The following is a 14,772-nucleotide window of genomic DNA, read 5'->3' as shown; positions in this document are numbered from 1 at the left end:
TTATAAAAAGTTCCCCTTTGGAAATCCAGAGGGGAACTTTTTATAGTAAATAAGAAAGGAGTTTAGAGTGCTATGCAATCAAGTTTTGGTGAAGTTAATATTCAGAAATTTCACGCACTGTATTTTAATTAAATAAAACAAAAACAAAAAATAACAATAGTTAGTTTCGTATTGTTTTAAAGGAATTAAAAAGAAAACTTCGAAACATATAGTATCACAAACAAAAACTATAAATTTTCAATCGCATCTTCGTACGAATCCATTCCAAAAGAGAGGAGATAAGTATGCAGAAACTTCAAACGAATAAAGGCGCTCGATATATGATGATTGCTTTTATTATTTTGTTTCTTATTATGATTTTGCGTATATTCTATATTCAGGCAGTAGGAGTCGTGCATAATGTGAATGTAAAGGATCTCGCGAATGAACAACATAATAAAAAAGGTGTTTTAGAAGCGAATCGTGGTACTATCTATGACCAAACCGGAAAGGTGTTAGTACAAGATTCTACAACGTATCGAGTTGTTGTGAATTTAAAAGGAAAAGATAAAGTGAAAAATAAAGATGAAACCGCACAACAATTAGCCGATGCGCTTGAAATTAATAAAGAAGAAGTATTAAAAAACTTTCATGAAGGGCGTACGCAAGTTGAAATTGGGAAAATTGGTCGGAACTTATCTAGGGAAAAGAAGGAAAAAATTAATGATTTAAAAATACCAGGTGTATCTTTTATGTCGGAAAAAGCAAGAGTGTATCCGAATGAAGACTTTGCATCCTATATACTTGGTTTTGCTAGACCAGATGATAAAGGGAATACGGAAGGGAAGTTTGGGCTTGAAAAGAGTTTGGATAAATATTTGCGCTCTACAAACGGGAATATAGAATATGTGGGTACACGAAGGGGGATTCCGCTTACAAATGATATAGGTAAAGTAGAACCAGCTAAAAATGGGAATAATGTATATTTAACGCTTGATAAACAAATTAATAGTTTTTTAGAAGAAGCGATGAACAAAGCACAAGAGCATTATGATCCTTCTATGTTAATTGGCATTATTGCTGATCCAAAAACAGGAAAGGTTTTAGCGATGTCTAGTAAACCTAGTTACAATCCTAATGTAGGTGATATCGAATACTTTTTAAATGATCCGATTGCAAATGCATATGAACCAGGTTCAACAATGAAAGTTTTTACGTTAGCAGCTGCCATTAATGAAGGTGTATATAACGGAAAAGAATATTTTCAATCTGGAAAATATTCCGTTGGTTCATCTGATATAAAAGACCATAATGGTGGATTTGGATGGGGATCAATTACATTTGATGAAGGTTTTGAAAGGTCATCAAACGTAGCTTTTTCTATTTTAGAAGATCAGTTACTGAAACCAAATAAATTTAAGCAATATATGAATAAATTTGGATTCAATCAAAAAACAGGAATAGATTTACCTGGAGAAAGTAAAAATACTTTATTATTAAATACGCAAATTCAACAAGTTACAACTTCTTTCGGTCAAGGTTCTACAGTAACTCCGATTCAATTAATCCAAGCGGCTACTGCAATAGCAAATGACGGGAAAATGATGCAACCATATATCGTTGATAAAATTGTAAATCCAACAAACAAAGAAGTTATTATGGAAAATCAACCGAAAGAAATTGGAAATCCGATAAAAAAAGAAACAGCGGACAAGGTTAGAAGCTTAATGGAGCGTGTTATAACATCTTCAAAAGGAACTGGTACAATGTATAAAGTGGATGGTTATCCAATTGGAGGTAAGACCGGAACAGCACAAATCCCGAATCCTGAAAACGGCCGATATATGGAAGGGAAAGAGAATTACATTTTCTCCTTTTTAGGAATGGCTCCAATTGATGATCCGGAGTTAATCGTATACTTAGCTATTAAGCAGCCAAAGTTAAAAGGAGATGAGTATGGAGCTCAGCCTCTTGCTGAAATATTTAAACCTGTTATAAAAAACAGCCTTGAATATTTAAAAGTGAAACCGTATACAGAAAAACAAATAGCTGATGCAGCGAAACAATCTCAATTAAAAGTACAAAATTATGTAAATCAATCGATGGATACAATAGAGAAAAGTGTAGAAAAAGAGAAGCTACAGCCGGTAATTTTAGGAGAAGGAAAAATACTAAAACAATATCCACAGTCTGGCGAGGTAATGAGTGAAGGAGATCGTATATTTTTATTAGGAAATAACGCACATATGCCAAATGTAAAAGGTTGGTCCATGCGTGATGTTATGTATTTCTCTAAGCTTTTGAAATTAGATTTGAAAACTTCTGGTACGGGTTATGTAACGAGCCAAAGTATTGAAAAAGGACAAGGTTTACAAGAAGGAGATATACTAGAAATAGAATTAGAACCGCCGTTACAACCGTTAACAGAGGCGAATACGAATTAATTCAGGCATTTGGAAGGAGCTATATGAAAATGGCTCTTTCTTTAGAGTTGTAAGTAATTTCACGCACCGTAATTTTTAGAAAAAATAATAAATAAACGAATTAACAGTAGCACATTGTTAAATATCTGATTATTTTTTATTTACAGTTAAAATCAATTGTGATAATATGGAAAAAACCAAATGCAGTGAAGAGAATAGTAAATAAAATGAATTTTTCACAGAGAGCTCCATTTAGCTGAAAAGGAGTAAAAATTCTTTATTGAATCAAGCCTCTGAGCAGTACACCGGAACCTGTTATGAAGGGGGTGGTGTGACGGGAGCTCCCGTTATAGAGCTATGGTATAAGCATGAATTAGAATGCAGTACCTGATAAGGTTAGTATGGTGACATATTAACAAACTAGGGTGGCACCGCGATGATAAATCTCGTCCCTAAGATTAAAAGTCTTGGGGGTGGGATTTTTTTATTGTTGTAAAACAATTTGGAAAGCGGGGGCCAAAAATGAAAAACTTACTTAAAGATTGGAAATATCCTTTACTACTATTGTCCGGAGTTGGTATTGCGAATTTAGGGGCATGGGTTTACTTAATAGCACTGAATGTACTTGTCTATAATATGGGCGGCTCAGCTTTAGCTGTTGCTACTTTATATGTAATAAAACCATTAGCCACTTTATTTACAAACGCTTGGTCTGGGAGTATGATTGATCGTTTAAATAAACGGAAGTTAATGATTCACCTCGATATATATCGTGCGTTATTGATCGCTATTTTACCTTTTCTTCCGTCACTTTGGATTGTTTATGTATTCGTATTCTTTATAAGTATGGCCAGTGCAATTTATGAGCCAACTGCTATGACGTATATGACGAAATTAATTCCAGTAGAGCGAAGACAACGTTTCAACTCACTACGTAGTTTAATAGGATCTGGTGCATCACTAATTGGACCAGCAGTAGCGGGAGGATTATTAATTGCGGGTACACCAGAATTTGCTATATATATGAATGCTATAGCATTTCTCTTATCAGGATTAATTACATTACTTTTACCCAACCTTGATAAGAAAAAAGATTCGGATACAACTAGTAATACATTATCCCTTACAGTATTAAAAGAAGATTGGAGCACTGTTATAAATTTTAGTAGAAAACATGTGTATGTCGTATGTGTGTATTTCTTATTTCAAAGTATGTTCGTATTAGCAACTGCTACTGATTCACTTGAACTATCGTTTGCGAAAGAGGTATTACTACTAACAGATAGTGAATACGGTTTTCTAGTTAGTATAGCTGGTGCAGGCTATATATTAGGTGCCATAACAAATACAATCTTGTCAAAGAAATTAGCACCTTCATTTCTAATTGGAATAGGATCATTATTCATCTCAATTGGTTATTTAATTTATGCTTTTTCAAATGTATTTTTAATAGCTGCTATTGGATTCTTTATTTTATCTTTTTCGATGGCATATGCAAATACAGGATTTTATACATTTTACCAAAATAACATCCCTGTTCATATGATGGGACGGATCGGGAGTATATATGGGCTTATTATTGCGTTAGTAACAATTTTTATTACAATATTATCTGGTGTTGCGACTCAGTTCATTTCTATACAACTTGTAGTTATTGTAGGGTCATTAATAATGTTATTTATCACTATCGTATTGTGTGTGTTTACTTTATTCCCATCGCAATCTAAGTTGTATTCTACTGAATCAATAAAGTGAAACTTTAATCAGTGGGGGTTTTGTTCATCCCCGCTGATTATTAGCCCTCACCAATCGGGCTTTTACGGGCAGTTGATCCCCCACTTAACTTCTTTGCTTCCACTGAATTTTGAGGTGGGGGTCTTACTGCCTGTTAATGCGGGATAAATTCGAAATGAACTTTGTGTTCTCATTAACAATTTATCGTATTCAATAAGAGGGTTCTTTCCCCTTTATATGGAAAAATCAATAAGGGGAAAGAACAATATCGAAAGACAAGGGTGGTTGTCGTGATAAAAACAAAAGATGAAATTAATAAAATTGTAAAAGAAATACAAAAGAAAATAGATTTCTCTGGGGTAGTTTTAGTAAAAAAAGAAAAAGACTTAATCTATGAAAAAGCATTGGGTTACGCAAACCAAAGTGAATGTATCAACAATACGATACAAACAAGATTCGGCATTGCCTCAGGATGTAAAATTTTCACTGCAATTGGCATCTGTCAACTTGTTGAAAAAGGTTTTATTTCTTTTCATACAAAATTAAAAGATTGTCTAGAGATAAAATTTCCAAACTTCGATGAAGATATTACAATACATCAACTACTAACGCATAGCGCTGGTATACCAGATTATTTTGATGAAAGTATTATGGATAACTTCGAAAATCTTTGGAAACAAACACCTATGTATCTATTAAAGGGCTTAAAAGACTTTTTACCATTATTCCAAAACAGTAATATGATGTTTACACCTGGAAGTAAGTTTCACTACAACAATGCAGGTTTTATCATACTTGGATTAATAATAGAAGAACAGACGGGACTTAAATTTACGGAGTATATAGAAAAGAACATATTTAATCCAATTGGTATGAATGATTCTGGCTATTTTTCTTTAGATAGATTACCAAGACATACAGCACTAGGATATATAAAGGATGAAACTAACCAAAATTGGAGAACAAACACCTACTCTATACCAATAAAAGGAGGTGCTGATGGAGGTGCATATGTTACTGCAACAGATATGTTGAAATTTTGGGCGGCACTATTTAATAATGAAATTTTAGGAAAGGAATATACAAAGTTACTTTTAACTCCTCACATTCAAATAAATAATAAACAGTCTTACGGTTATGGAATATGGATTGAAACAAGAGAAAACAAAATATTCAAATATCATGTAATGGGATATGATCCAGGCGTCAGTTTTCGTTCGGTCGTATATCCAGAATTAGGAATTACTTTAGTTATTCCATCGAATAAAGGGGCAGGACCCGAAAAATTAATGACAGAAATAGAAAGAGCTCTGTAATTATGTGGATATTAAAGAAGAGATACGAAAACAATTTAAACGGGTTCATGACTGTTTCTGTTTTGAAAATATTTTAGTTAATGAAGAACCCTTTATTTGGTAAATAAAGGGTTCTTGTAATTCTGCATAATTACATATTAATATATGGATTTTTAAATTAAAAAACATTACTATATAGTTGTAAATTTTAATTGTTAATTCATATGAAAGGATGTGTTAGTAATTTGTATATGATCAACGGTAGTTTGTTTATTATTTTAGCGGTTATTTGTTATTTAATTGTACGTGGAATATTAATTGGTACCAAAAATAAAAAACATGTGATTTGGTGGAATGAAATAATTAGTTTTTTATTCGTGGTCTACATTTGTATGGTTGCTGCAGTAACTTTATTCCCTTTACCAATCGGTTTTCCTTCTAATATTGAAAATCTGAAACGCTCGGTCAATATAATACCATTTACATCAATTATTAAAGATATCAATCAAATTGGTAGTGCTTATGATGGGGATGCCCTGTTTATGATTGGTCTAATTGTAAGAAATGTAGGCGGGAATATTTTATTATTAATGCCTTTAGGATTTTTAGCACCAATCTTATGGGGTAAATATACGAAATTCAAAAATACTATTTTATTAGGATTTGCTATATCAGTTAGTATTGAATTGCTACAATTAATTGAGTCTTTATTTAGTGGATGGGCACGTGTTATTGATATTGATGATGTAATCTGTAACGTTCTAGGTTCTATTTTGGGATATTGTATTTATAAAATCTTTTTAAAAATAGCTACTAAATGTAACATTCGAGTGTTAGATAAAACTAATTCTAAAGGTGTTACATTAGTTGATAAATAAAAATTCAAACGAGGTTATGATTATATTAATAAAATTATTGAAGATGTATTTTTTACTCATATGTCTTTTTATTTTTAAAAATAATGCTTAAGGCTGATGAGGAATCACATTCCCCATCTTACAATTGGAAAGTAGCTATCGTATTTCAAGTATGGAATGAAAAGCGGAGAATATAATTTTTAAAGATAAACAAGTTTATAGGAGGATTCTAAATGGATATTCTACTTGTTGTTCTTATTATTGTTTTGATGCAAAGTAAAGAACGAAAAGTGAAAATAAACCGTATTTGGCTCATTCCGGCTTTGTTGTGCTTTGTAACAATCCAGTCCATTATTCATATGGGACAAATAACTTTGTTGCAAGGACTACTGTTTGTTGTAATGTTTGGAATCGGCTTAGGTCTTGGAATTATACGAGGAAGAGCTTTAACATTTCGAGTAGATAGTGAAACAGGTCATGTACTACGAAAAGGAAATTGGGTAAGTACAATAATCCTTCTTGTTATTTTAGGAGCAAAAATTATAATTAAACAAAGTATGTTTTCGGGTAGTACGCACCAGACATTAATGGTTGTAACAAATGCCTTTTTATGTATTACAGTAGGTACTGTGATTAGTAGACGATATTATATTTTGAAAAAATATAATGAATTAATACAAAAAGCGTAAATACATGCATCCTTTGTTTAACATTGTTGCGAACGGTAATACTAAATAACATTGAACTTTTACAACAAGGGATGATAATATGATATACATTTACACAGATTTTGGTGGCACACATACAACTTCACTAGCTGCAGCGTATCATTTAAATAAATTACCAACGGATCGGAAGTTAACGAAAGAAGAGATTTTGAATGTAGATTACTTTAATAAATTAAAAACAGAAGATATGGGGAAAATTATTTTTCATGGCATAGACGAACATGGTAATCCAGTATATACGATTGGATGTGGTGCATCAAAAGTTGTTGTACCTGCGATGAAGCATTTAGGAGAAATCTTGCAAAAACATTATCAAAGTCATGATAAAATTATTTTTTCTAATACATCACCAACAGTGCCTTTACCAATGACTTTTGGTGGTCTATTTTCTAGAAGGTTCCACATCGACTTTATCGGCGTACCGTTACTCGTATGGGGAGCGAAAATTTGCTGTGATAATATACAAAGGCTTGTTAGTTATACAAAAGAGGCAGGAAGATTAACGAATGATTATGTTGTAATTTTAGATAATGAAACTTTTAAATAGTATATGAATAAGAAGAAAATCGAGCAAATTCCTTGATTTTCTTTTTTATTTGTGGAATAGACAAGGAATAGTCACATTTAATATACATCTACTATAGCCAAAACAATAAAGTCCTGTTACTATTACAGGGATATTCTCTTTTTATAACATAAATATATAGAAAAATTAGAAAAGAGGAATTGAATTAAGGGAGGAACAACATGAAGCGTGTTGCTTGGATTACTGATAGTACAACTGCGAATTTTAAAACAGAAGGAGATAACTTTGTTATCCCAATCGAAGTTATTATTGATGGAATTTCGTACAAAGATTGTGAAGAAGGTGTACGTGAACGTGTTTATAATGCGTTAAACGAAGGTAAAACAGTCACTACTTCACAACCTAATATTGGGGAAATGGTAGAGTTATTTACAAAATGCAAAGAAGAATATGAAGAAGGATTTGCAGTTGCTATTAGCGGAAAAGTAAGTGGAACCTATCAAAATATGAAGTTAGCTGCAGAAATGGCAGGTTTTCCATTAACGGTATTGGACAGTGAAACAACAAGTTATCCAATGGATGAACTAATTAGAAAAGCGAAATCGTTATACAATGATGGTATGACTTTACAAGATATACACAAAACATTAGTAGATGAAAAAAGAAGACCTTTCCACGTATTCCCGAAAAGTTTAAAAGGCCTTTATGCAAGTGGACGTGTAAAGGGAGTTCAATTTTTACTTGGAAGTTTATTAAGTGTCAACTTAATATTAGAAGTAAAAGGTGGAGAGCTTTTACTTGAAAAGAAAGTTCGTAAAATCCAAAAATGTCGAGAATATATTAAAAATGAACTTGAAAAAGAATTACCAAAAGTACTTCACATGTTCCATGCTAACGATAAAGCTGGAGCTGAAGAATGGATTGCAGATATTAGACAAGCATTTCCTGAAATGGATTTCAAATTATATCCTTTACCAATTTCATTTGCGGTTCATGCAGGTCAAGGTACAATAGCAATTAGTTATTAAAGTAAAACCCGTGAATAATTCACGGGTTTTACTTTAATTAAAATTAAATTGGATCCCGGCATATCTCCAGCGAGCTTAGAAATCGATGGTTCCCCTTAACCTAGCAGTAATTGAAAGACTTGTACTATGGAATCTACAAAATATCCGTATTCTTTTCTTTGTACAAACTATAGGTATACTTTGCATTCTCGGATAAGATCTGATCCATGAAGGCTTTGAACATATACAAGACAATCCCCTTTGGATGCTATTTATTATTACTTCGGTCGTATCGGCTTATCTATCCATGAGCATTAGTACAAGGGAGGGTTTATTATTAGGTTTTATCTAAATTTGAAATAAAGTCGCGACGTTTTGCCCCTTTGAATCAGTTTATCTAAAAGGATGTTTTTATAGTGAAAAGAAGATCTGCACTGTAAGGCGAATTAAGGAACTGCTGGGTAGCAATAAAGTTTCTCCACTAAAGGCCCCATTTAATGGAATAAGGCTTATGAACAAAATGAATTTCTACCATTCGATTAAATCCCGAAAACTGAGGCTGTACTTAGGCACCATTTTATGGTTAATAAAATAATATCAGGTTGATAATGTTTCCACTTGAATAGATTTTGCTTTTCCACACTTAACATGTCTTTTTTTAGAGTACTAGTATCAGTATGTCCAAGTATGGGGAGGTACTGCAGATATTTTGAAGGTTTGCACCAGAACCTAAAATCTTTTCTTTTATCTTCATAAAATCAATTCTTGATAGGCATGTGATGGGACCCCAATAAGGTTGTTTAAAAGTCGGCTTGGAGATATTTTTAAATATGTTTAACATCCAAACTAAGCCAAGGTAATTAAAAATGAAAGTGTCCTATTAATATTAAAAAAACACCTAATCCCATTCTCTTGCTATATTTTTAGTTAACTCACTTGACTATAACGCAACGTCATAGTGCATAATTTTAACTATATTAAATAAGGAGTGAAAGAAATGAATATAAAATCATTACGGTCAGATAGAATATACCGAAAAATTTTACAAGCTCCAAAAGAGGAAAAGGTTGAGTTATACAGGAAAGAAATGTTGGCTCCGTTTATGGGGAAATGGGAAATTCAATATGTTCCTTTTAAAGCTGAGGAGCCAAATGGTTTTGATGTTATTACATTGAATAATATAATGAGCATTTCTCCTAATCAGATTACAAATGAGATTACACCAGAACTAGAATTGATTTCGTCAGATTCTTTTTGGTCTGAGTGTAAAGAAGCTGTTAGGAAAAGCCTTCATTTATTTAGAGAGTATGATGTGAACCTTCGTGTATCTGATTACGTATTCACGATTCTATTAGGGAATCCCAATAGTCCTTCATTAATGTTAAATGAAGGGTATAGTGGTGATGGAGGTATTCCTGGTTATATTTTGTGTACATTTTTGCCAAATGAATACACAATCCCTCGAATGAAAGCTGCTTTAGCACATGAATGTAATCATAATGTTCGATATCAATTTATTCAGTGGGACCATACTGTTACTTTAGGTGAATTAATTGTTAGTGAAGGTTTAGCAGAAAATTTTGCTACTTCTATTTTTGGGGAAGATCTACTCGGACCTTGGGTATCGAAAACAACTATGGAAATGCTTAATAGACGTATCAAACCCGTGCTCAAGGATCAATTACAATTAACAGGATTTGATAAAATTGCACCGTATCTTTATGGTGATGAATTAGCAAAACTTCAAAACTATATACCAGTCGATATGCCTTATGCTGCTGGTTATGCCTGTGGATACTATTTAATTAAATATTATTTAGAAAAAACAGGTAAAAATATCTTTGAAGCCACAATAACTCCTGCCAATCAAATACTAGATGAAATAAAGGAATTTTGGGATGAAGAAACAATTTTTAACGGTTAAAGATATTGTGCAAATTACAGGCATAACAAAAAGAACCTTACAATACTACGATAAAATAAATTTATTAAAGCCAATTTACTTAACGGAAAATGGTTATCGACTCTATGATAAGAACAGTTTAGCAAGACTTCAAATGATACTATTTTTTAAAGAAATGGACTTTTCTCTAAAGGAAATTGCGGAAGTTTTGAAACTTACAAGAGAAGAACAGCTACAATTATTAAAAAAGCATAACCAAACTTTATTGTTAAAAAAACAACATTTAGAAACAGTTATTACTGCGGTGGATGAGTATGTATCAGGAAAGGATATCTACAATTTAAATATTTTTAATAATTCATCTATTTTGCCATTACAAGAACAATATGCTCATGAAGCGAAATTCATCTATGGAGAAACAGAAAAATACAAAGAATTTGAGGAGAAACTGAAAGAACTCTCTCCTAGTGAAAAAGCGGACTTATTTCACGAATTCGAACAAAAAATGGAAAGGGTGTTTAGAAAAATTGCTTCCTATATTCATCAATCACCTACTTCCGATGAAGTACAGCAATTAATTGTAGAGTGGAAAAGTTATCTCGAACAATCTATTGTATGTGATTCTGAAATGTTGACATGTATTGCAAATACGTATAAATTTGATAATCGATTTAAAAATTATATAAATCAATTTAGTAATGAAGACTTAGCTGAATTTTTATATGACGCTATTATACATTATATCAATCAAAAGAAGTATTAATGTCGTACTTTTATAATAGGGGTCACCTTACATAGCCATTAACTTAAGAACAGAATTAAAAAAGGCTTTCGTTTACTAAAATAAAAGCATTTAAAAAAGGAGTATTTTCTTATAAATGTGCATGATAAATAAGCACTGGCTAGTTCTAAAAATTATACAGTTTTTTGCCCTCTTAATACAGTATACTCGTAAACAACACCTAAAATATTCTCATATGGGTGAGTTTTTCGTCCGTTTTAGCTAGAAATATGTCCATAAACTGTGTATATAAATCATGGAGGGTAGTTCAAAATCTAGAACCAGGATTTGTATCACAAATAAAGGATATTTTCGGGAAAAATTCACAAACTCCATTGTGAACTGTTTGTTATGTTAGAGTTTCTTTAAGTTCCTTTTATGAAAAACTGTATTTTACAAATACTACAAGTTCATTTAGAGCAAATAATAATGGAAAATCGCCGTTGTATAATCAATTTATTATGAGCATGCAAGGAGGCTTGTTAGGAGTGAAAATAAGCGAACTAGCACGATTGACCAATGTCAGCATACGATCCATCCGGCATTATGACAATAAAGGACTTCTAAACGCCGATAGGTTGGAGAACGATTACCGGGATTTCGACGAATCGGCCATAGAACGAGTCAAAGCGATTCAGTTATACTTGAAGCTTGGATTAACAGCAGATGAGATTAAAGTATTGTTCAAGAGCGAAGCGGCAAATCCTGACGAATATCAATATTGCGAAGAGATGCTGGAAACGTATGAAAAAAAGCTAAGTAATGTGAATTATCAAATCGAAGCACTTCATGGATTAAAGAGATTACTGGAGAGGCAAATCGCTTTAACGATTAGGAAAAAGAGAACTGTTTAATGTAGAAATGGTCCCGAGCATGATAAATTGCTCCGGGGCCATTTTTGTTTGTGTTGACATTGACACTAGTGTAATCCTTTATGATTTACTTAATTTCATCTGAAAGGGGTTTTTTCATTGAAAAGTAATAGCCAAAATGAGAAAAATGGTTCTGAAACTACAAACGCGGTTGGGAACCGAAAATCAGTAACAGTCATAGGGTTAGGGCCGATGGGTCAGGCGATGGCAGACGTTTTTCTGGAATACGGGTACTCGTTGACCGTGTGGAACCGGACTTCAAGTAAAGCAGACCAGCTTGTAGCAAAAGGAGCCATCAGGGTGTCCACGGTCAACGAGGCGTTAGCTGCTAACGAGTTGGTAATCCTTAGCCTTACAGATTACAATGTGATGTACTCTATTCTTGAACCCGTCTCTGAGAACTTATTCGGTAAGGTGCTCGTTAACTTGAGTTCGGATACTCCGGAGAAAGCTCGTAAGGCGGCTAAATGGTTGGAAGACCGTGGAGCCTGGCATATTACTGGAGGGGTGCAAGTTCCACCGTCAGGCATAGGTAAGTCGGAATCTTACACATACTATAGTGGTGATCGAGTGGTCTTCGAGGCTCACAGGGAGACCTTGAAAGTGTTAACAAGTACCGATTACCGGGGCGAGGACCCCGGATTAGCCATGCTATACTATCAGATACAGATGGATATATTCTGGACAGCAATGCTGAGTTACCTACATGCTCTTGCAATCGCTAACGCAAACGGCATTACGGCGGAGCAATTCCTACCATACGCTTCGGCGATGATGTCGTCACTGCCGAAATTCGTAGAGTTCTATACCCCGCGTCTCGACGAGGGGGAGCACCCTGGTGACGTGGACAGACTCGCAATGGGCTTGGCGAGCGTTGAACACGTTGTTCATACTACCCAAGAAGCCGGCATCGACATCGCTTTGCCAGCAACTGTTTTGGAAGTCTTCAGGCGCGGCATGAAGACTGGTCATGCCAGTGATAGCTTCACCAGCCTCATTGAAACCTTCAAAAATTCCGATATTCGTTCATAACAAGAATTACGTGGAAACTGTTTCATTGTATATGTCTTATGAAAATAAATGTATCTTTGAAGCCGAGATGAAATCGGCAAAACGAATCTATACTCGTAGTAACTCCTTATATGTTCAAGGCGGTGTAGAAAACAAAACAATCGAGGTAAAATTTAAGCCACATTTTACTATTCAAATAGAGGTATTCCAGATATAGTAAATAAGAAAACACCTTACATACTATAAGGTGTTTTTACAACAAAGATGCCCATATGGGCGTCTTTGGTACCTCTTAACATGACTTGAATAGCGTTTATTTGAGGTCATTAGGTAGTAAGAGATGGATAGACTATCTTAAACGAAAAATGTTGATTAGTTCTTATTTATTATACATCATTATATATTGATTTAAACATGAAACATTGCATGTTTAAATCAATGCTCAGCAAATCCTAAGCAAATTTACAATTTTTAATGTCAACACTACAAACTTGACATGTTTATTAAGAAAGAGTGAGGATGAGAATTATAACACTTATCCGATATATTCAGGTGATATTAGAATTGGATTTATTTTTAAGGGGGATGTTTAATGAAACCGGAAATAATTATTAGAAATTTCTTTAAAGAAGTGCGTTCAGGGAGTAATCCGGATTTTTCAAATCGATATATGGCAGATAAAGTATTGGCACATCAAGTTATATCTGAAGAGGAACAAACAGTATACAGATCGCCAAAAGATTATGCTGAGCATGTAAGAGAGATGATAGGAATATATGGAAACTTTTCATTAGAAATTCAAGAATTATTAGTACAAGATAGTAAAGTATATGTACGCTGGAAGCAAGTAGGTACACACATAGGAGAAATAGATGGGTATGAACCTACAGGCCTCCCTATAATTCAAATAGCAAGTGCAGTGTATAGAATAGAAAACGGGAAAATTTCAGAGTATTGGATTCAAATTGATAGATCAGGAATTCAAAATCAATTAGAGTACAATAAGAATATTCAATAAATTATCTTTAAGAATAATAGAAAAAAGCATAAAAACAAGATTTTTAAAACGATTATTTTTGTTACATAAAGGATACAAATCAATGTACTTTTTTACTGAAAGATTCATTCAAATTAATAAAAGAGAGCATGTTTTAATAAATCTTTTAAAATATGCTCTCTTTTATTGTTTCTATGTGTACTGATATCAGTTTGGTGTAACATTATTATATAGTAACAAGAAATATAGGCATCTGTTTATGAACTAAAAAAATAGCAACAATGGTTCATAGGGTTTAAATTCGCTATACGCTAGCTAATAATGAAAATAATAGAATCAATTTGTAATGTGTATTTCGTTTTACACTGTAAATCATTCATATTGAGTAATAGAATTGTAGAAATATATAATAGAATATTCGCACTAATATTTATACAGCTACAATCCATTTACATATAAGGTTATTAGGATTATATTGAAAATGAAAGAGAAAACAATAGATGGAAGGGGATGTTTTTTATGTTTAAAAAAGCAGCACTAGCGATTTCATCGTTAGCAATCACAGCGTTCGTCGGATTAGGAATGGCAACAGAAGCTTCAGCCGGACCAGCAGCACCACTTACTTCACTAAACGTCGTACAAGTAGAGTCTGAGCTAGG

Annotated in this window: 12 protein-coding genes, 3 pseudogenes and 1 other annotated feature; of the genes and pseudogenes, 14 read left to right on the top strand and 1 reads right to left on the bottom strand. The window is 33.1% G+C overall.

The features are described 5' to 3' along the window. Positions 1 to 284: 284 nt before the first annotated feature. From JFU02_RS03985 to JFU02_RS03955, 7 genes are all read left to right on the top strand, one after another. Positions 285 to 2,423, top strand: a complete 2,139-nt coding sequence (locus tag JFU02_RS03985) for a penicillin-binding protein (RefSeq protein ID WP_098867187.1) — start codon at positions 285 to 287, stop codon at positions 2,421 to 2,423. Positions 2,424 to 2,599: 176 nt separating this feature from the next. Further along, positions 2,600 to 2,859: a binding site (T-box leader), on the top strand. A gap of 65 nt (positions 2,860 to 2,924) precedes the next feature. After that, positions 2,925 to 4,157, top strand: a complete 1,233-nt coding sequence (locus JFU02_RS03980; RefSeq protein ID WP_097820508.1) for an MFS transporter — start codon at positions 2,925 to 2,927, stop codon at positions 4,155 to 4,157. A 269-nt stretch (positions 4,158 to 4,426) separates the two neighbouring features. Beyond that, the gene (locus JFU02_RS03975) at positions 4,427 to 5,452 is read left to right on the top strand and encodes a serine hydrolase domain-containing protein (RefSeq protein WP_142307722.1); all 1,026 of its coding nucleotides are present in this window, start codon (positions 4,427 to 4,429) and stop codon (positions 5,450 to 5,452) included. 224 nt (positions 5,453 to 5,676) lie between these two features. Then, on the top strand, positions 5,677 to 6,309 hold the full coding sequence (locus JFU02_RS03970) for a VanZ family protein (protein ID WP_140337741.1): 633 nt from the start codon (positions 5,677 to 5,679) through the stop codon (positions 6,307 to 6,309). Between the two features lie 212 nt (positions 6,310 to 6,521). Further along, positions 6,522 to 6,977: a CcdC protein domain-containing protein gene (locus JFU02_RS03965; RefSeq protein ID WP_086406233.1), complete on the top strand. Its 456-nt coding sequence runs from the start codon at positions 6,522 to 6,524 to the stop codon at positions 6,975 to 6,977. A 79-nt stretch (positions 6,978 to 7,056) separates the two neighbouring features. After that, positions 7,057 to 7,563 carry a DUF3189 family protein gene (locus tag JFU02_RS03960; protein ID WP_000639422.1) on the top strand — a complete coding sequence of 169 codons (507 nt, stop codon included), beginning with the start codon at positions 7,057 to 7,059 and terminating at the stop codon, positions 7,561 to 7,563. A 200-nt stretch (positions 7,564 to 7,763) separates the two neighbouring features. Beyond that, entirely contained in the window at positions 7,764 to 8,570 is an 807-nt protein-coding gene (locus JFU02_RS03955; RefSeq protein ID WP_086406234.1) for a DegV family protein, read from the top strand. A 513-nt stretch (positions 8,571 to 9,083) separates the two neighbouring features. Here the strand turns inward: JFU02_RS03955 and JFU02_RS03950 are convergent. Further along, positions 9,084 to 9,190, bottom strand: a pseudogene (locus JFU02_RS03950) (IS6 family transposase); the annotation flags it as partial. Between the two features lie 356 nt (positions 9,191 to 9,546). Between JFU02_RS03950 and JFU02_RS03945 the strand changes: the two are divergent. From JFU02_RS03945 to JFU02_RS03920, 7 genes and pseudogenes are all read left to right on the top strand, one after another. Beyond that, a complete protein-coding gene (locus JFU02_RS03945; protein ID WP_001022649.1) occupies positions 9,547 to 10,473 on the top strand; it encodes a DUF2268 domain-containing putative Zn-dependent protease in 927 nt (308 codons plus the stop codon). Further along, a complete protein-coding gene (locus JFU02_RS03940; RefSeq protein WP_097820506.1) occupies positions 10,448 to 11,215 on the top strand; it encodes a MerR family transcriptional regulator in 768 nt (255 codons plus the stop codon). Before JFU02_RS03945 ends, JFU02_RS03940 begins: the two co-directional genes overlap by 26 nt. 506 nt (positions 11,216 to 11,721) lie before the next feature. Next, positions 11,722 to 12,087 (top strand): MerR family transcriptional regulator, encoded by a 366-nt coding sequence (locus JFU02_RS03935; RefSeq protein ID WP_000703056.1) that lies wholly within the window; start codon positions 11,722 to 11,724, stop codon positions 12,085 to 12,087. Between the two features lie 117 nt (positions 12,088 to 12,204). Continuing rightward, complete coding sequence (locus tag JFU02_RS03930; RefSeq protein WP_097820505.1) at positions 12,205 to 13,137, top strand: NAD(P)-dependent oxidoreductase; 933 nt, start codon at positions 12,205 to 12,207, stop codon at positions 13,135 to 13,137. A 7-nt stretch (positions 13,138 to 13,144) separates the two neighbouring features. After that, positions 13,145 to 13,333 (top strand): annotated as a pseudogene (locus JFU02_RS32555) (hypothetical protein); the annotation flags it as partial. A 375-nt stretch (positions 13,334 to 13,708) separates the two neighbouring features. Beyond that, positions 13,709 to 14,134, top strand: a complete 426-nt coding sequence (locus tag JFU02_RS03925; RefSeq protein ID WP_000801679.1) for an ester cyclase — start codon at positions 13,709 to 13,711, stop codon at positions 14,132 to 14,134. Positions 14,135 to 14,632: 498 nt separating this feature from the next. Then, positions 14,633 to 14,772: pseudogene (locus tag JFU02_RS03920) on the top strand (DUF4879 domain-containing protein); the annotation flags it as partial.

Origin of the sequence: Bacillus sp. TH13 (genome assembly GCF_016651175.1) — a bacterium.
In the GTDB taxonomy this organism is placed as follows: Bacteria; Bacillota; Bacilli; order Bacillales; family Bacillaceae_G; genus Bacillus_A; species Bacillus_A thuringiensis_S.
This window is presented reverse-complemented; position numbering and strand designations above follow the sequence as displayed.